This is a genomic window from Frigoribacterium sp. AC394 (assembly GCF_979258095.1).
In genome coordinates this window covers 1,754,750-1,771,271 of the sequence record NZ_OZ409834.1, presented here as the reverse complement: position 1 = coordinate 1,771,271, position 16,522 = coordinate 1,754,750, and the positions used below count along the sequence as shown (strand labels likewise).

Sequence of the window (16,522 nt, the reverse complement as noted above, 5' to 3'; positions counted from 1 at the left end):
CGCGGGACGGTCAGACGCTCGCGGGATCGAGATTGAGCGTCGTGCCCTCGAACAGACGCTGCTCGTCGTCGAGCACCTGCAGCCCGGCGTTCAGGTAGATCAGCGCCGCGACCGAGATGCCGAACCGGGCGGCGACCGCATCGGTGGTGTCGTTCGGGGAGACGAGGTACCTTCGGGGCGCTCCGGCGTCGGTCGTCGAGGTGACCGTGCCGGCCGCGAACGACGCGGGGCCCGAGTCGGCGGGGGCGATGTTGGTCTCGCGCGGCGGGATGGTCCAGGCGACGGACTGCACGGCCAGCACCTTGTCGGGTCCGATCTCGAGCGGGACGCCGTCCGCCGACGGAGCCGACGAGTAGGTCACGATCGTGCCGAGGTACGACGGCTGGCTGGTGCCGAGGGTCGTGCCTCCCGACGCCGGCGCGCTCGTCGGCCCGCCCAGCAGCACCGAGCCGACGCCGTACGAGGTCATTCCGTCGCCCACCGAGGGCGCGATGTCGATGAGCGTCGCGGACACCGGCACGGGCAGCGTCGACGTGAAGCCCGAGTACTGGACGTCGTAGCCGTTCGAGCCGTCGGCGACCACCCGGTAGTGGTACGCGACGCTGCCGAGCGGAGAGCGCACATCACCCTCGGTCACGACCGTTCCGGCCGGGACGGACGCCACCGTCGGCGCCGGCAGATCGGCGTCGACGGGCGCGGCGGTTGCGGCGCGCGGGGTGGGCTCCCCCGACGGGGTGGGCGACGGGGTCGGCGTGGGGGTCGCGCTGGCGCCGAACTGAGCGGCACCCGGCCGTGCGGTCGCGGACGCCGTCGCGGACGCCGTCGCGGGCGCCGCCGAGGGTGCGTCGCCGCGCAGCCCCAGGACGTCGCCGAAGACGACGAAACAGGCCGCCACCACGGTGACGACGGCGACCGTCACGGCGATGATCGGCAGGGCGAGACCGCCGCGACGCCGGTCGGGTTCGGGGTCGGTGGCGGTGGCGGTGGCGGGTTCCGGGTCGTCGTCGGGGGCGCCGAAGAGCATCTCGTGCCCGGACCGCTCGCGGGGCTCGGCGGGCTGGCGGGACTCGGCGGGCTCGGCGGGCTGGCGGGACTCGGCGGACTCGGCGGGCCGGTCGGGCTGGTCGGCCCCGTCGGGCGCGTCGTCCGGCCCCTGCGCGTCGCGGTCGTCGTCGGTCATGCGGCCCCCCAAGGGTTGATCTCTCGAAGCAGGTGCTCCCCCGTGGACGATCCTAGGGCGGGTCCGAGTAAGGTGCCGCCCCGATCGGGAGACGGGGTACGGCGGGCCGATCATCGGCTGTCAGTCGTGCGCGTGTCTCGGTCGGCGAGCCTGAGATGGACCTCTGCCCCACCGACACGAGGACCACATGAGCACCACACGCACCGCACCCATCGCACCCACCGCACCCGCGGCACGCACCACAGACACTGAACCCACCGCCGACACCGCACGCACCGCACGCACCGAACCAACCCCCGCAGCCCGCACCGCCCGCATCACGACCGCCGCCGCCGACCTCTTCGGCTGGGACGACCTGCACGCCGGGCAGCTCGAGGCGATCGAGGCCGTCGTCGCGGGTCGCGACACCCTGGGCGTGATGCCGACCGGGTTCGGCAAGTCGGCGATCTACCAGGTCGCCGGTGCCGTGCTCGACGGGCCGACCGTGGTCGTGTCGCCGCTCATCGCGCTGCAGGCCGATCAGGTCGCCGGGCTGGTCGGGCGCCCCGATGCGCCCGCGGCCGTCGCCATCAACTCCGGTCATACCGACGCCGAGAACGACGCCGGCTGGCGGCGTCTGGCCGCGGGCGAGATCACGTATGTGTTCCTCGCCCCCGAGCAGCTCGCGCGCGACGAGACCGTCGACCGGCTGAGAGACGCCGGAGTCGCCCTCGTCGTGGTCGACGAGGCCCACTGCGTGTCGTCCTGGGGTCACGACTTCCGGCCGGACTACCTGCATCTCGGCGAGATCGTCGAGCGCCTCGGCCGACCGACGGTGCTGGCGCTGACGGCGACCGGGTCGGGGCCGGTGCGCGACGAGATAGTCGAACGCCTGCGACTGCGCGACCCGCTGATCGTCAGCCGCGGCTTCGATCGTCCCAACCTCGCCCTCGAGGTGGTGCGCCACGAGGACGACGACGAGAAGATGCGCGCCGTCGTCGAGCAGGTGGCCGACTCGACCACCCCCGGCATCGTCTACGTGGCGACCCGCAGAGCGACCGAGGTCTACACGACGGCGATCGCGGAACGCTGCCCCGACCGGACGGTGGTCGGCTACCACGGCGGGCAGCGGTCGGCCGAGCGCGGGCTGCTGCACGAGAGGTTCCACGCCGGCGAGGTCGACGTCGTCGTGGCGACCAGCGCCTTCGGCATGGGCATCGACAAGCCCGACGTGCGCTTCGTCGTGCACGCCGACGTGCCCGACTCTCTCGACGCCTACTACCAGGAGATCGGGCGGGCCGGTCGTGACGGAGACCCGGCCACCGCCACCCTGCACTACCGGCCCGAGGACCTGTCGCTGCGGTCGTTCTTCGCCTCGGGGCTGCCCGGCCGCGCCGATCTGCGGGGGGTCTTCACGGCGCTGTCGGCCGCCGGACGCCCGGTGACCCGTGCCGAGGTCGCGGGGCAGCTCGCGCTCGGTTCGCGCACGGTGTCGCGCCTCATCGATCTGCTGCTCGAGGGCGGGGCGCTGACCGAGTCGACGGACGGGTTCGAGCCGGTCGCCGGTCTCGACGCGGCGGAGGCGGCGGGCGCGGCTCGCGAGGTCGCCCAGACCCGCGAGCGCGTCGCGACGTCCCGGATCGAGATGATGCGCACCTTCGCCGAGGCCGCCGGCTGCCGCCGCCGGTTCCTGCTCGGCTACTTCGGCGAGGACTCGCCCGAGCGCTGCGGCAACTGCGACCTCTGCCTGTCCGACGCCCGCACCGGGACCGACGCCGCCGGGACGGGTGCCGGGACCGATGCCGAGGAGGCGCGCTCGGGAGACGAGGAGGCGCACCCCACCGACACCGCGCCTCCTGCATTCGCCACCGACGCCCGCGTCGTCCATGCGACCTGGGGCGAGGGCACGGTCATGGGCACCGACGACGACCGGATGACCGTCTTCTTCGAGAGCCAGGGCTACAAGGTGCTCTCCGTGGCGGACGTGCTCGAGCGGGGGCTGCTGACCCCGGCCTGACGCTGGTGCCGGCTGCCGGGTGCCGGTGCCGGGTGTGCCGGCGGGCCTAGCCGCGGTAGCCGAACGAGTGCAGACCGTACTGCTCGGAGAGGGCGCGGCTGAGGGCCTCGCCGCGGACGCTCGTGCCGAGCTCGTCGAGCGGCGGGCTGATGATCGCCGCGCCGAGCAGATTCGGGGCGGCGAGCACGATGGCGCCCGAGACGCTCGACTTCGCGGGCACGCCGACCGAGCGCATCCAGCGCCCCGAGCCGTCGTAGACCCCGCAGGTCGCCATCACCGACACGACGTCCCGCGCCACCTCTGTCGAGACGACGCGCTCGCCGGTGACCGGATTGCGCCCGCCGAACGCCAGCGTCGCCCCCATCACGGCCAGCGCGACGGCGTCGACCATCACCGAGCAGGCGCGGGCGTAGACGGCGACGGCCTCGTCGGCGGTCTCGTCGAGCGTCCCCTCCGAGCGCATCAGGTGAGCGAGCGCATGATTGCGATCGCCGTGCAGCTGCTCGCTCTCGCTGATCTCGCGGTCGTAGTCGAGCTCGCGACCGGCGAAGGCGCTGAGGCCGGCGAGGATCCGGCGCGTGCGCGCATCGCCCGAGTCGCCGTCGACCAGGTTGGCGGTCAGCAGCGCCCCCGCGTTGACCATCGGGTTCGGCGGCCGACCCGTGTCGCTCTCGAGCTTGATCGCGTCGAACGCCTCGCCCGTCGGCTCGATGCCGACCCGGTCGAGCGCGGCGCCGTCCGAGTCGGCGAGAGCCAACGCGAACAGGAACGGCTTCACGGCCGACTGGATCGAGAACGGATGCTCGGCGTCACCCGAGGCCACCACCTCGCCCTCGGGCCGGACCAGAGCGACCCCGAACAGGTCGGGGTCGGCCTCGGCGAGCTGCGGGATGCTGTCGTCCACCGCACCTCCTCGGGTGGACACGAAGGAGGCGCGGAGGGCATCGAGCGACGGCATGCCTCCCAGCGTGGCAGGGTCTACGGCCCGTCGACCGACGCGAACCAGTCGGCGTACCGCGTGTTCTCGGCCATGCGGCGGGTCTCGTCGGGTGCGCCGTCGCCCCACCAGACGGGGCCGCGCTCGCCGAGGGCGGTCTTCGCCGCGTCGACCCGGGCGCGGGCCTGCTCGACGGCGGCCGGGTCGTCGTCGCCGAGCGCGGTCTTCTTCGCGCGCCGCGCCTCCATCAGGTCGTGGACGAGCTCGGCCCGCCGGTCGTCGCTCAACGACGGGTCGGACCGCCGCCAGAGGCGACCGCGCACGACGATGTAGCGGCCGTCGGGGGTCTCGAGCGGGGCGGTCATGACGCCAGTCTGGCTGCGCTGGCGTTGCGGGGGCCGGACCCGACCGGCTCGGCCGGTGCGGTGCGGTGCGGTGGCGTCGGCGCTGCGCGTGCCGAACCCGACCGGCTGGGCCGCTGGGCGCGTGCCGAACCCGACAGTTTTGCCCCGGGGGAGCTGAAACGCCAGGAAATGCTGCCCGTCAGGGATCGTTCAGTCGCGATTTACACATACGGCTTGCGCGTGCCGAACCCGACCGGCTGGGCCGCCGGGCCCGTGCCGAACCCGACCGGCTCGGCCGCCGGGCGCGTGCCAAACCCGACAGTTTTGCCCCGGGGGAGCTGAAACGCCAGGAAATGCTGCCCGTCAGGGGCCGTTCAGTCGCGATTTGCACAGAGGGGTGCGGCGGCGGGGACGCAAGGGGGCGGCGGGGCTAGGGGTGCTCGTCCTTCATGGGGAGGCGGTCGTCGCCGACGCTGTCGCCGGTCGTGGCCGACCAGCGGGCGACCAGGCGGCGTGCGATCGGCAGCGGGCACGGGATCGTGACCGCGCCGGTGCGGCTGACGATCGACAAGCGGGCCGCACCCGACTGGCCGCGGTGCCACATGCGCGAGATGTCCATCGTGACGCCACCGCTCTCGTCGCTGTCGTCGCGACGCGGTTCCGTCATCTCGAGGGTGAGGCGATTGCCGAAGACGGTGATGCGGTAGACGACGCCGCCGTCGCTCCAACTCTCGTCATCACCCACGCCACAAAGATACGAACAAGCGTTCGATCCTGTCCAGCCGAGAACGGCCCCGATCAGCCGCGGTTTCCGAAAACGGACAACCCGGGCATTCCCGCCGCCCGCGCCGCCTATTCTGCGATCCGCCTACCGGCCGCCTGCCGATCGACCAGGCCCCGCAGACCCGCCCCGCAGACCCGCCCCGCCGACCGGGCCCCCGCCTACCCCGCGACCCGCGCCGCCAGGAACTTCTCGGCTGTCCGAAGCCCGAGCGCCATGATCGTCAACGCCGGGTTGGCGACGACCGCGCTCGGGAAGACGGAGTTGTCGCAGACCCAGAGGTTCGGCACGTCGAAGCTGCGCCCGTCGGCGTCGACCACGGCGTCGGTCGCGTCGTCGCCCATGCGGCAGGTGCCGATGGTGTGCGCCGTGCGGGCGAGCACCATCGTGTCGGTGGCGCCGGCGGCCTCGACGATGGCGGTCATCGTCGCGATGGCGTGCTCGTCGATGGCGTCCTCGTTGGGGCCGGCGCTGAACGAGACGATCGCCTTGGGGATGCCGAACTCGTCGAGCTCGTCGGACAGCACGAGGCGGTTGTCGTCGCTCGGCAGGCACTCGGCGTTGATGCCGACCCCGGCCAGGTACCGGTAGCCCTCCATCGCCTCGACGAGCTCGTCGCCCCAGAGTCCGCCGCCGCGCACCAGCGTCGTGGCCAGCGTCAACGGCATGACCCCGAGGCTCTGGATGAGATAACCGCCCACGAAGTCGACGCCCTCGGGTCGCATCGTGTCTTCGGTGATGATCGACGACGGGTAGCCGCGGTGGCTGCGGATCTCCTCGGTGAAGGTGCCCCACACCTGGGTCGCCCCGTGCGCCATGTAGTTGCGGCCCACCTGGTCGCTGCTGTTGGCGAGCCCGGTGTGCAGCAGCAGACGGGGCGTCTCGACACCACCCGCGCAGAGGAACAGCGCCTTCGTGCGCTGACGGTGCTCGACCCCGTCGCGGGTGTAGACGACGGCCGACACCTCTCCGGCCTCGTCGAGCTCGATGCCGTGCACCATCGACCCGGGTCGGATCTCGGCGCCGTGCGCCACCGCCGACGGCAGGTAGGTGGTGTCCATGCTGACCTTGGCGCCGTTGCGGCAGCCCTGGTGGCAGCTGCCGCAGTTGACGCAGGCGTGGCGCATGCCCGCGTGCTCCTGCTCGCGGTCGACGGTGGTGATCGCGACCGGGCCGTCGGTCGCGGTGATGCCGAGCGCCTCGCACCCGCGGATCACCATGTCGGACGACGCGTTGCGCGGCGCCGGCGGCAGCGTGTACCGCCGCGAAGGGTCCCACGGGTAGTCGGCGGGCCCGGCGATGCCGACGAAGGCCTCGACGCGCTCGATGTACTCGATCAGCTCGGCGTGCTCGATCGGCCAGTCGACGCCCTTGCCGGTCAGCGACTTCAGCCGCAGATCGCGCTCGTCGGGGCGGGGTGTGAAGGCGCCCCAGTGCAGGGTCGACCCGCCGACCCCCTTGCCGCTGTTGTTGAGGCCGAAGGCCGTCGGGTTCTCGCCGGCGCTGAGGCGTTCGTCCATCCAGTTGATGGCGACGGCCTCGGTCTCGTCCTGGGTGAAGAGCTCGGGATCGAAGTTCGCCCCGGCCTCGAGCGCGACGACGTGCAGACCCTGCGCCGCCAGCGTGCTGAGGATCGGCGCCCCGCCGGCACCCGTGCCGATCACGACCGCGTCGACGATCTCGTCGTCGGAGTAGGTGGTCATCTGGTCGAGGTTCATCGGACGACCTCCATCGTCGGTTCCCACTGCTCGCGTCGGTCGGCGCCGAGCAGGTCGAAGCCCTGGAAGAGCGCACCGCCCGGTCCGCCGTTGGCGAAGCCGTCGAAGCCGATGCGCTCCATCGTCGCGGGGTGGGCGAGCCAGGCGCGCACGAGGTCGACCCGCGCGTCTTCGAACCAGAGCTGCATCTGCTCGGCGGTCATCTCGCCGGTCGACGGCTCGAACTCGCCGGCGACGAGTGCGGCGACCCGTGCCCGTTGATCGTCGACACCGAGGAGGCGCAGGTCGGCGAGGGCGTCGAGCCCGCGTCGGTAGGCCTCGCGGTCGGGCGGCAGAGCGTTGTTCCGCCAGCCGTCGGACCGGCCGAGGTTCTGATCGACGTCGATCCGTGCCGCGAGGTCGAGTTCGGCACCGGGCCAGGGGGCGCGCTGGGGCACGACCAGGTCGGCGACGACCCGCAGCGTCTCGAGCTGCGACGTCGAGAGGGTCTGCGGCCGGTAGTCGGGGTCGTCGGCGAGGGCACGACGGGCGAGCAGCGCCCGGGTCTGCGGACTGGTGCGGGTCGAGGCGATGACCTCGGCGAAGTCGAGCGACATGGTCGGTCCGAGCCCGGCGCGATCGCGCCAGAACGTCGCGATCGCCTCGACGAGCGACTCTCCTGCAGCGGAGGCGTCGTCGAGCACGAGCGCGGGGACGCCGTCGAAGTCGCCCGGTGAGGTCACCACCACGCCGGCGAGACCGAACACGCCCGCCTCGCCGGACAGGATGCGCGCCACCGTCTGCGAGACGGCGTCGACGCGCGTACCGCTCGCGGCCAGCAGCCACCGGGATGCTCCGGAGGCGCGGATCGCCTTGACGACGGCCGTCACGATCTCGTCGTCGGTCGCCCCGGTCGGGGGCGCCGACGCGATGTGGACGTCGAGGGAGGCTGCCCCCGGGTGGCCCGATGCGATCGCGAGCGCGGCACCGAGCGAGTCGTCGGACCGGTCGGGGTCGGGGGCGGCGTCGGACAGGAAGACGACGGTCGCACGTGGTGGCGTGGGTCGATCAGATGACACGGGGCTCCTCGTGAGAACGGCCTCGAACGAGGCTCATCCGACGATACGTCTCCCGCCGAGATTCGGCCCGGCTTGCGCCGGAGAGCGAACAGCGGGACGGCGGCGCACGACCCTGTGGAGGGATCGGCGCCGCGAGATCGGTGCCCAGCAGGATCCCGGATCGTCGTTGATCCGAGAGCCCGCGCCGAGGTTCGGGTCCTCGACTGGTGTCGTCCGCTGCGTCGGCGCGTGATCTCGGCGGGTTTCGGGTACTCGCCGGGAACGTCGTCCGCAGGGGACCGGACACACGGGTTGCTAGGCACCCGCAGAAGAGTTCGGAGGCGTCGGCGCCCCGGTTGGGGGGCATCCGGATGTGTTCGCGAATCGGATAGCGAGGCCGTTCCGTGACCAGCGGGGGATTACTGTCGCGCTCCTCCGGCGACCACCTCTCGCGCGCCTCCGGCGACTCCCCTCGCGCGCCTCCTGAAGACGTCGACGTGCGCGGTCGGCTCAGCGCTCCGTGCGGGCTCCTGCGGATACGACCGGCTCGATCAGGCGCACATGGCTGGCGGCGACCCTCTTCGGCTGATCGGCGAAGGCGGCGGCGCGCGAGTCGCTCGCGAGGTAGGCCTCCTCGACCGCGGCGAACGTAGCGGCGTCGCCCGCGACGCTGACCGCCCAGACGAACTCCCCGGCCTCGCGGTCGGCGTACGCGAACTCGACGGCGAACCCCTCGGCCTCGCGGGCCGGGACGATCCTGGCCTGGAACCACTCGACGAACTCGTCGAGCACGCCCTCGACGAGTTCGTAGCGGCGCAGCTGGACTGTCTTCTCGGCGTCGATGCTCATGGCGGACAGCCTAAGACGGCGCACCCGCACCCGCACCCGCACCCGCAGACGACGACGGGCCTCCCGGTGAGGGGAGGCCCGTGGTCGGTGATCCTCGTCGGCGCCCCACGTCGTGGGCCGCTGGTACGGATCGTGCTCGGTCGTGCTGATGACGCAGGAGGAGCGGGTGGAGCGGGTGGAGCGGGTGACGCGGTGAAGTCAGGTGACGCCGATCTCAGTCGAGGTCGTCGTCGTCGATGCCGGTGTCGAAGTACGACACGTGGTCGACGTCGTCGGACGAGGCCAGGATGCGGCTGGAGAAGGAGGGGCGCATGGCTCAGGCGGCCAGCGGACCGTCTTCGCCGCGTCCGACGAAGAGTTCGGAGAGGTCGAGCGCTTCGGTGGGCGCGAGCTCGACGTGACGCAGCTCGGACGCGCTCATGCGCCGAAGCCCAGGGTGACGAGGAGGGCGGCCGTGGCCATGACGCTGGCCGCGACGGCCGACGTGGCGACGACGAAGAGGGTGGCCTGGCGCTCGGTGTCGCGCACCTCGGAGAAGGGGCTGCGGACGCGACCGGTGGTGGGGCGGATGAGGCTCATCGTGGTGCTCGTTTCTGGCAGCCCTGCGCTGCCCTTGACTCTCGGTGGAGAGGCCGTGAGCCGCTCCGCACCGCCGTGAAGTCGATGCATGAGCATGCTGTCACGGGAATCGCTAGACCGACTAACTATCCGCGCATCCAGTGCGCATGACGGATAACACCCGCCGATCGGGGTCGCGGGCCACCGTGCGACCCGGGGTACGCACGCACCCTCCGCTCAGGACCCCGGCGTACGACGGACGGCATGGACCGCGATCAGTACACCTTCGACGACCCCCGCACGCGCTTCCCCGTGATCAGCCCCGAGGTGCAGCAGCAGCCCGAGCCGGGCCTGCAGTCGAGGATGAACCCGGTGCCCGACCTCGGCGAGAGCACCTACCGCGGCTCGGGTCGCCTCACGGGTCGCAAGGCGCTCATCACCGGTGCCGACTCGGGCATCGGCGCCGCCGTCGCCATCGCCTACGCGCGTGAGGGCGCGGACGTCGCGCTGTCGTACCTCCCCTCCGAAGAGGAGGACGCCCGCCACGTGATCGAGGTCGTCGAGGCGGCCGGTCGGAAGGCCGTCGCGATCCCCGGGGACCTCACCAGCGCCTCCTTCTGTCGCACCCTGGTCGAGGAGGCGGTGGCCGGCCTCGGCGGACTGGACGCCGTCGTCAACGTGGCCGGTCGGCAGATCTGGCAGGACGGCATCGAGAAGATCACCGACGAGCAGTTCGACCTCACCTTCAAGACCAACGTCTACGCCCCGTTCTGGATCATCAAGGCCGCCCTGCCGCACCTCGGCCCGGGCTCGACCATCATCAACACAGCGTCGCTCGAGGCCTACACGCCGGCGCCCGACCGCCTCGACTACGCCACCACCAAGGGCGCGATCAACAACTTCTCGAAGGGGCTCGCGCAGCAGCTCGTCTCGAAGGGGATCCGCGTCAACGTCGTCGCGCCCGGGCCGACCTGGTCGGTGCTGCAGGTCACCCAGGGCGTCGACCCCGAGACCCTGCCCGAGTTCGGTTCGAGCGAGTCGCCGATGGGCCGCGCGGCGCAGCCCGCCGAGCAGGCCCCGGCCTACGTGTTCCTGGCGAGCGCCGAGTCGAGCTTCGTCGCCGGCGAGACCCTGAACGTGAACGGCGGCATGGTCACTCCGTAGCCCGAATAGGGTGGGGGGCGTTGCCCGACGACCCGGACAGGAGGCGACATGGACACCCCGGACCTCACCGCAGGCATGGTGCTCGACGGCCGCTACGAGATCGAGTCGGTGCTCGGCCGTGGCGGCATGGCGAGCGTCTACCGCGCCCGCGACACGCTGCTCGGCCGCGTCGTCGCCATCAAGCTCTTCGCGCCGACGGGGGCCGACGCCGCCGAGCTGCGCCGCGAGACCAGCGAGGTGCAGGTGCTCGCCGGTCTCGCCCACCCGGCGATCGTGACGCTCTTCGACGCCCGCGTCGACGACGCCGACCGCGCCTACCTCGTCATGGAGTTCGTCGAGGGGCCGACGCTGCAGACGCTCATCTCGGAGGGCCCGCTGACCCCCGCCACGACCGCCGCGATGCTCGCCGACCTGGGCGAGGCGCTGCACGTGGCCCACGAGGGCGGCGTCGTGCACCGCGACGTCAAGCCCGCGAACATCCTGCTCGCCCCCGTGCCCGGCGGCGAGGGGCGCTACCGTGCGAAGCTCGCCGACTTCGGCATCGCCTACCTCGTCGACTCGACGCGGCTCACCGCGACCGGCACCGTCATGGGCACCGCCGCGTTCATCAGCCCCGAGCAGGCGCTCGGTCAGCCGATCGAACCGCCGTCGGACGTCTACTCGCTCGGTCTCGTGGCGCTCGAGGCCCTGACGGGATCGCGGGTCTTCACGGGCTCCGCGATCGAGTCGGTCATGGCGCGCCTGCACAACGACCCGATCGTGCCGTCGTCGCTCGAGACCGGCTGGGCGTCGCTCCTCACCTCGATGACCGCCAGGGATCCGGAGGCGCGACCCACCGCGCTCGAGGTCTCCCGCCGCGCGTCGCGACTGGCCTCGGCCGCCCGCGGCGGCGACACCTCCGACCTGGCCTCGGTGCCCGATCCGACGGAGCCGATCAGCCGCAGCGACCGGACGATGGTGCTGCCCGCCGCGGCCGCCGCGGCTGCGGCTGCCGGGGTCGCGGGCGCCGGCGTCGCGGGTGCGGCGGCGGCGGATGCGCCGACCGCCGCGTACGGCGCGGGTGCGGGTGCTGACGCGCCGACCGCTGCGTACGGTGCCGGTGCTGACGCACCGACCGCGGCCTACGGCGCGAACGCCCCGACGTCGTCGTACTCGAACGGCGCTCCGGGCTCGGATGCGCCGACCGAGCGCTTCGCCCCGGCGGTGGCCCTCGGCTCCGCCGCGACGGGTGGCGGAGTGGCGGCCGGTGCCGGTGCGGGAGGCTCGGGTGCCGATGGCGGCCCCGGCGACTTCGACCGCGCCTCCTCGGGGCGACGCCGCTGGGTGCTGCCGGTGATCATCGTCGCGGTGCTGGCTCTCATCGCCGGGGCCGTCGTCTGGGGGATCACGCAGGGCGGCGACGGCGACGGAGCACCGGTCGAGTCGTCGCAGCCGAGCAGCGGCACGCCCAGCGACGACCCTTCCGACGAGGCCACGACCCCGGCCGAGACGACCCCGGCCGAGACGACCGAGCCGCAGCCGGAGCAGACCGAGGACGCACCCGCGCCGGCCCAGCCGTCGGAGGATACGGCGCCCGAGCCGACGACCCCCTCCGAGTCGACCGGCGAGGACGAGCCCGACGAGAACGAACCGGACGAGAACGAGACCGCGCCCGAGGAGGTCCCGGTGCCCGAGGCGACCGTGCCCGGCACCGGGGTGGGCACCGGCGCCGTGACCGGGCCGGGCAACAGCGGGACGAACCCGAACTCGGGCCCCGGCAACAACAACGGGAACGGGAAGCCGTAGGGCGGAGGCCGCGCTGCGCTGCGCTGCAGCCCGCTCCGCCCCGACGCCCGGCCCCCGACGCCCAGCGCACGGTGGTCAGAACGTGCCCTTCGTGGGGTGCTGAAGGGCGTCTTCTGCCCACCCTGGTCGCCAGGCCCCCGATGCCCGGCGCACGGTGGTCGGAACATGCCCTTCGTGGGGTGCTGGAGGGCGTCTTCTGCCCACCGTCGCCCCGTGTCGCACGGCGCGCGGCCCCAGCCCCGGGCGCACGAGAACGGGCCGCCCTCCGACTGGAGAGCGGCCCGTTCGCGCGGCGCAGGGTCGACTAGTTGCGAGCGCCCTTGCGGCCGGTGACCTTGAGGTAGATGACCAGGACGATGATGGCGCCGATGATCGAACCGATGATGCCCGAGGTCTGGAAGAAACCGTCGGGGTTGCTGCCGGGGAAGATCAGGTAGGCGAGGAATCCACCGACGAACGAGCCGATGATGCCCAGGAGGATGGTCATCGGGATCGAGATGTTCTGCTTGCCGGGGACGACGAGGCGGGCGACTGCACCGGCGATGAGGCCGATGATGATGAGGCTGACGATCAGACCGAGCATGATGACTGCTTTCTTTGCGAGCGCCGGGTCGGGCGCGGTTGCTGCCACGGGGTCGGGCAATCACCGACTCAACCACTTCTGCGCGTCGGCGGGCCAGATTCGTCCGATTCCATCCAGATGATCCTCCAAATCGCTGGTGGCGCAGGTAGGAGTTCGCTGAATATGATCGCGACATGTACGTGCTCGTCTCCGGTCTCATGTTCGCCCTCGTGCTCGTCGCCCTGGTCGACATCGTCACGCGACAGGACGGCCAGGTGCAGCATCTGCCGAAGCTCGTCTGGGTGCTCCTCGTGGTGTTCCTGCCCCTGATCGGCAGCATCCTGTGGTTCGCGGTGGGCCGTGAGCGGTCGGCCCCGTCCGAGCACGTGTCGTTCGGCGATCCGAGGAGGCGCGAGCGGCTCGGATTCGGCGGTCCGCGCACGCAGACGGTCGCCACCACCTCCCGCCCCCTCAGCACGGAGGAGCAGCTGGCCGCCCTCGACCGCGAGATCGAGTTCCACGAGCAGCAGGCCCGCCTGCGGGCTCTCGAGATCGAGGTCGAGAAGCGCCGCGACGGCGATCGCCCGGCCTGAGCGGGCCGTCGGTTTCGCCGTCGTGCCGCGACGGTCGATGATGGACGACGAGCCGATCGGGCTCGATCGCCCCGGAAGGACCCCCATGACCGAGACACTGCAGGCCGCCGACATCGTCCGCCTCGTCGACCACACCCTCTTGAAGCCCGAGGCGACGCACGCCGACGTCGACGCCCTCATCGCGGAGGCCGTCGAGCTCGGCGCCTACTCGGTCTGCGTCTCGCCGTCGATGCTGCCGCTGGTGCTGCCCGAGGGGTCCGAGCTGAAGATCGCCGTCGTCGCCGGGTTCCCGAGCGGCAAGCACACCTCGGCCGTCAAGGCCGCCGAGGCTCTCGAGGCCGTCGCCTCGGGTGCCCACGAGATCGACATGGTCATCGACGTCGGCGCGGCGAAGGCCGGCGACTTCGTCTCCGTCGAGGAGGACATCGCCATCGTGCGCGGCGCCGTGCCGAGCCCGACCGTGCTCAAGGTGATCATCGAGTCGGCCGCCCTGAGCGACGACGAGATCGTGGCCGTCTGCCAGGCCGCCGAGCGGGCCGGGGCCGACTTCGTCAAGACGAGCACCGGCTTCCACCCCACCGGCGGCGCGACCGAGCACGCGGTCAAGCTGATGGCCCAGACCGTCGGCGGCCGCGTCGGCGTCAAGGCCTCGGGCGGCGTCCGCACGATCGACGACGCCCGTCGCTACGTGGCCGCGGGCGCGACCCGTCTGGGCGTCTCGGGAACCCGCGCGCTCGTCGAGGGCGCCGACTCGTCGGCCGGCGCCGGCTACTGAGACCCGCCTGACACGGAGCCCGGGCCGGCATCGCCGTCGGCCCGGGCTCCGCTCAGTCGTAGAGGCGCCCGAGCAGCCAGTGCCCCGCGGCGTCGCGGACGACCTCGAACATGTGGGTCGTGCCGTCGGACGCCGTGGCCTGGAACCGCCACCCCAGGAACCTCCGCGGCGGGTGCGTGATGAGCTCGTGGACGAACAGCGGCTCGTCGACGAGGGGCGTCGGGGTGTCGCTGACCCGCCACCGGACGCCGTCGTGGACGAGGCGCGCGGGCAGGCCGTCGTCGAACCAGAGCGCGACGGCCGATCGGGTGGTGGAGATGTTCATGGCCTGCCTCTCGTTCGAACACGTGTTCGATCAGAGGCGAGTGTAAGCAGGCCGCTCGCGCCGGCGCAACCGCCACGGCGCGTCGTGCGCGGAGCGGACTCGGCGGCTCAGCCCAGCGGCATCCCGAGCGCCGCCGCGACGCCGGCGTTCGTGACCTCGCCCGCGTGCACGTTCACCCCGGCCGCGAGTGCCGGGTCGGCCGCCGTCGCCGCGTCGAGGCCGCGGTCGGCCAGGGCCACGACGTACGGCAGCGTCGCGTTCGTCAGCGCCCGCGTCGACGTCTCGGGCACCGCGCCCGGCATGTTCGCGACGCAGTAGTAGACGGCGTCGTGCACGGCGAAGGTCGGGTCGTCGTGGGTGGTGGGCCGCGACCCCTCGAAGCAGCCGCCCTGGTCGATCGCGATGTCGACCAGCACCGCGCCCGACCTCATGCCCGCGACCATCTCGTCGGTGACGAGCTTCGGCGCGGCCGCACCGGGGATCAGCACCGATCCGATCACGAGGTCGGCGTCGCGCACCTGCATCGCGATCTCGTGCGGCGTCGACGGCCGCGTCTGGATCCGTCCGTCGAAGCGCGCCTCGAGGGCACGGAGGCGCGGCAGCGACAGGTCGATCACGGTCACGTCGGCGCCGAGGCCGAGCGCGTTCGCCGCCGCGTGCTCGCCGGCGACACCGCCGCCGATCACGACGACCTTGGCGCGCGGGGTGCCCGGCACGCCGCCGAGCAGGGTGCCCCGACCCCCGGAGGCGCGCATCAGCTGGTACGCCCCCACCGTGATCGAGAGCCGCCCGGCCACCTCGCTCATCGGCTGCAGCAGCGGCAGCGAGCGGTCGGGCAGCTGCACCGTCTCGTAGGCGATCGCGGTCGTGCCCGAGGCGACCAGCGCCTCCGTCAGCTCGCGGTCGGCGGCCAGGTGCAGATACGTGAAGAGCACCTGATCGGGGCGCAGGAGGCGATGCTCGGCCGCGATCGGCTCCTTCACCTTGAGCAGCAGGTCGGCCCGGGCCCAGACCTCGTCGGCCGTCGGCACGATGGTCGCGCCGGCCGCGGCGAAGTCGTCGTCGTGGATCCGCGAGCCCGTGCCGGCCCCGCTCTCGATCAGCACCTCGTGACCCCGGCGCACCAGGGCGTCGACGCCGGCGGGCGTGATGGCCACGCGGTTCTCGTTGTTCTTGATCTCGGTGGGCACTCCGACGCGCATGGGCGTCTCCTGTCGCGTCAGGGCCTCGCGGGCCGGTCGTCGTCGATCGATGAGACGATGCTGTCGATCATTCGTTTCACCCGTGTTTCAACCGAAGAATATTCTGCGAGACCCGATGGATCGACCCGATGACACCCTGCGAGAGGCGCTGAGCATGACCGAATCGAACGATCTTCGACCTGCAGGAGGCGCGGCGGGCGTCGGTGCCGTCGCCGCACCTCCTGCGGACCTCGACGAGGTCGACCGCCGCCTCCTCGACGTGCTCGCCACCGACGGCCGCCTGTCGAACGCGGCGCTCGCCGCGGCGGTCGGCGTCGCGCCGTCGACCGCGCACACGCGACTCCGGTCGCTGATCGACCGCGGGGTGATCACCGGGTTCCTGACGAGCGTCGACCAGCGTCGCATCGGCCGCCCGCTGCAGGCGGTGATCGGCGTGACCCTGCGCCCGGGGTCGCGGCAGGCGGCGATCACCGCGTTCTCCGAGGCTGTGCGGAGTCTGCCCGAGGTGCTGCAGGTGTTCTTCCTCGGCGGGCACGACGACTTCATCGTGCACATCGCCGTCTCGGATTCGAGCGAGATCCGCACCTTCGTCGTCGACCATCTGTCGGCTCAGCCGAGCGTGGCGTCGACACGGACGAGCATCGTCTTCGACTACCACCGCAACGGGGTCGCGGCCTCGTTCCGCTGAGCACCTCGGCGTCGGGGGAGGCGCCCTC

17 protein-coding genes are annotated in these 16,522 nt (G+C 72.3%); 6 read left to right on the top strand and 11 right to left on the bottom strand.

All coding sequences use genetic code 11. The features are described from left to right. Nucleotides 1-10: 10 nt before the first annotated feature. Nucleotides 11-1,180, bottom strand: coding sequence for a LysM peptidoglycan-binding domain-containing protein (locus ACZZY9_RS08130; protein ID WP_463463714.1), 1,170 nt, complete (start codon nt 1,178-1,180; stop codon nt 11-13). A gap of 187 nt (nt 1,181-1,367) precedes the next feature. On the opposite strand from ACZZY9_RS08130, the gene ACZZY9_RS08125 reads away from it, so the two are divergent. Further along, the gene (locus ACZZY9_RS08125; RefSeq protein ID WP_463463713.1) at nt 1,368-3,176 is read left to right on the top strand and encodes a RecQ family ATP-dependent DNA helicase; all 1,809 of its coding nucleotides are present in this window, start codon (nt 1,368-1,370) and stop codon (nt 3,174-3,176) included. Between the two features lie 46 nt (nt 3,177-3,222). On the opposite strand, the gene glsA is transcribed toward ACZZY9_RS08125, so the two are convergent. From glsA to ACZZY9_RS08090, 7 genes are all read right to left on the bottom strand, one after another. Continuing rightward, the gene (glsA, locus tag ACZZY9_RS08120) at nt 3,223-4,134 is read right to left on the bottom strand and encodes a glutaminase A (protein WP_463463712.1); all 912 of its coding nucleotides are present in this window, start codon (nt 4,132-4,134) and stop codon (nt 3,223-3,225) included. Between the two features lie 20 nt (nt 4,135-4,154). Then, complete coding sequence (locus tag ACZZY9_RS08115; protein ID WP_463463711.1) at nt 4,155-4,478, bottom strand: biopolymer transporter Tol; 324 nt, start codon at nt 4,476-4,478, stop codon at nt 4,155-4,157. A gap of 409 nt (nt 4,479-4,887) precedes the next feature. Continuing rightward, nucleotides 4,888-5,202 (bottom strand): hypothetical protein, encoded by a 315-nt coding sequence (locus tag ACZZY9_RS08110; protein ID WP_463463710.1) that lies wholly within the window; start codon nt 5,200-5,202, stop codon nt 4,888-4,890. 197 nt (nt 5,203-5,399) lie between these two features. Then, nucleotides 5,400-6,956: a GMC family oxidoreductase gene (locus ACZZY9_RS08105; RefSeq protein ID WP_463463709.1), complete on the bottom strand. Its 1,557-nt coding sequence runs from the start codon at nt 6,954-6,956 to the stop codon at nt 5,400-5,402. Beyond that, nucleotides 6,953-8,014 carry a hypothetical protein gene (locus tag ACZZY9_RS08100; RefSeq protein ID WP_463463708.1) on the bottom strand — a complete coding sequence of 354 codons (1,062 nt, stop codon included), beginning with the start codon at nt 8,012-8,014 and terminating at the stop codon, nt 6,953-6,955. The genes ACZZY9_RS08105 and ACZZY9_RS08100 overlap by 4 nt, the downstream gene beginning before the upstream one ends. Nucleotides 8,015-8,503: 489 nt before the next feature. Next, entirely contained in the window at nt 8,504-8,842 is a 339-nt protein-coding gene (locus ACZZY9_RS08095) for a hypothetical protein (RefSeq protein ID WP_463463707.1), read from the bottom strand. Nucleotides 8,843-9,259: 417 nt separating this feature from the next. After that, nucleotides 9,260-9,421 carry a hypothetical protein gene (locus ACZZY9_RS08090; RefSeq protein ID WP_192061712.1) on the bottom strand — a complete coding sequence of 54 codons (162 nt, stop codon included), beginning with the start codon at nt 9,419-9,421 and terminating at the stop codon, nt 9,260-9,262. Nucleotides 9,422-9,664: 243 nt separating this feature from the next. Between ACZZY9_RS08090 and ACZZY9_RS08085 the strand changes: the two genes are divergently transcribed. Continuing rightward, on the top strand, nt 9,665-10,564 hold the full coding sequence (locus ACZZY9_RS08085; RefSeq protein ID WP_463463706.1) for an SDR family oxidoreductase: 900 nt from the start codon (nt 9,665-9,667) through the stop codon (nt 10,562-10,564). A 48-nt stretch (nt 10,565-10,612) separates the two neighbouring features. Further along, nucleotides 10,613-12,349 (top strand): serine/threonine-protein kinase, encoded by a 1,737-nt coding sequence (locus ACZZY9_RS08080; RefSeq protein ID WP_463463705.1) that lies wholly within the window; start codon nt 10,613-10,615, stop codon nt 12,347-12,349. A 304-nt stretch (nt 12,350-12,653) separates the two neighbouring features. Here the strand turns inward: ACZZY9_RS08080 and ACZZY9_RS08075 are convergent, their stop codons facing one another. Further along, a complete protein-coding gene (locus tag ACZZY9_RS08075) occupies nt 12,654-12,932 on the bottom strand; it encodes a GlsB/YeaQ/YmgE family stress response membrane protein (RefSeq protein ID WP_463464657.1) in 279 nt (92 codons plus the stop codon). Nucleotides 12,933-13,105: 173 nt separating this feature from the next. Between ACZZY9_RS08075 and ACZZY9_RS08070 the strand changes: the two genes are divergently transcribed. Together ACZZY9_RS08070 and deoC are read left to right on the top strand one after the other, a co-directional pair. Continuing rightward, nucleotides 13,106-13,504 (top strand): PLDc N-terminal domain-containing protein, encoded by a 399-nt coding sequence (locus tag ACZZY9_RS08070; RefSeq protein WP_463463704.1) that lies wholly within the window; start codon nt 13,106-13,108, stop codon nt 13,502-13,504. Between the two features lie 85 nt (nt 13,505-13,589). Further along, the gene (gene deoC, locus ACZZY9_RS08065) at nt 13,590-14,279 is read left to right on the top strand and encodes a deoxyribose-phosphate aldolase (RefSeq protein ID WP_463463703.1); all 690 of its coding nucleotides are present in this window, start codon (nt 13,590-13,592) and stop codon (nt 14,277-14,279) included. 52 nt (nt 14,280-14,331) lie between these two features. Here deoC and ACZZY9_RS08060 read toward each other — a convergent pair whose 3' ends face one another. Then, nucleotides 14,332-14,604, bottom strand: coding sequence for a hypothetical protein (locus tag ACZZY9_RS08060; RefSeq protein ID WP_192061718.1), 273 nt, complete (start codon nt 14,602-14,604; stop codon nt 14,332-14,334). A gap of 107 nt (nt 14,605-14,711) precedes the next feature. After that, nucleotides 14,712-15,806: an alanine dehydrogenase gene (gene ald / locus ACZZY9_RS08055; RefSeq protein WP_463463702.1), complete on the bottom strand. Its 1,095-nt coding sequence runs from the start codon at nt 15,804-15,806 to the stop codon at nt 14,712-14,714. Nucleotides 15,807-15,960: 154 nt separating this feature from the next. On the opposite strand from ald, the gene ACZZY9_RS08050 reads away from it, so the two are divergent. Next, entirely contained in the window at nt 15,961-16,494 is a 534-nt protein-coding gene (locus ACZZY9_RS08050; RefSeq protein ID WP_463463701.1) for an Lrp/AsnC family transcriptional regulator, read from the top strand. Nucleotides 16,495-16,522: the final 28 nt, after the last annotated feature.

What these genes read in the sequence shown, in the direction of transcription:
- ACZZY9_RS08130 (WP_463463714.1), bottom strand. Translation starts at nt 1,180, where the DNA reads ATGACCGACGACGACCGCGACGCGCAGGGGCCGGACGACGCGCCCGAC.
- ACZZY9_RS08125 (WP_463463713.1), top strand. Translation starts at nt 1,368, where the DNA reads ATGAGCACCACACGCACCGCACCCATCGCACCCACCGCACCCGCGGCA.
- glsA (WP_463463712.1), bottom strand. Translation starts at nt 4,134, where the DNA reads ATGCCGTCGCTCGATGCCCTCCGCGCCTCCTTCGTGTCCACCCGAGGA.
- ACZZY9_RS08115 (WP_463463711.1), bottom strand. Translation starts at nt 4,478, where the DNA reads ATGACCGCCCCGCTCGAGACCCCCGACGGCCGCTACATCGTCGTGCGC.
- ACZZY9_RS08105 (WP_463463709.1), bottom strand. Translation starts at nt 6,956, where the DNA reads ATGAACCTCGACCAGATGACCACCTACTCCGACGACGAGATCGTCGAC.
- ACZZY9_RS08095 (WP_463463707.1), bottom strand. Translation starts at nt 8,842, where the DNA reads ATGAGCATCGACGCCGAGAAGACAGTCCAGCTGCGCCGCTACGAACTC.
- ACZZY9_RS08090 (WP_192061712.1), bottom strand. Translation starts at nt 9,421, where the DNA reads ATGAGCCTCATCCGCCCCACCACCGGTCGCGTCCGCAGCCCCTTCTCC.
- ACZZY9_RS08085 (WP_463463706.1), top strand. Translation starts at nt 9,665, where the DNA reads ATGGACCGCGATCAGTACACCTTCGACGACCCCCGCACGCGCTTCCCC.
- ACZZY9_RS08080 (WP_463463705.1), top strand. Translation starts at nt 10,613, where the DNA reads ATGGACACCCCGGACCTCACCGCAGGCATGGTGCTCGACGGCCGCTAC.
- ACZZY9_RS08075 (WP_463464657.1), bottom strand. Translation starts at nt 12,932, where the DNA reads ATGCTCGGTCTGATCGTCAGCCTCATCATCATCGGCCTCATCGCCGGT.
- ACZZY9_RS08070 (WP_463463704.1), top strand. Translation starts at nt 13,106, where the DNA reads ATGTACGTGCTCGTCTCCGGTCTCATGTTCGCCCTCGTGCTCGTCGCC.
- deoC (WP_463463703.1), top strand. Translation starts at nt 13,590, where the DNA reads ATGACCGAGACACTGCAGGCCGCCGACATCGTCCGCCTCGTCGACCAC.
- ACZZY9_RS08060 (WP_192061718.1), bottom strand. Translation starts at nt 14,604, where the DNA reads ATGAACATCTCCACCACCCGATCGGCCGTCGCGCTCTGGTTCGACGAC.
- ald (WP_463463702.1), bottom strand. Translation starts at nt 15,806, where the DNA reads ATGCGCGTCGGAGTGCCCACCGAGATCAAGAACAACGAGAACCGCGTG.
- ACZZY9_RS08050 (WP_463463701.1), top strand. Translation starts at nt 15,961, where the DNA reads ATGACCGAATCGAACGATCTTCGACCTGCAGGAGGCGCGGCGGGCGTC.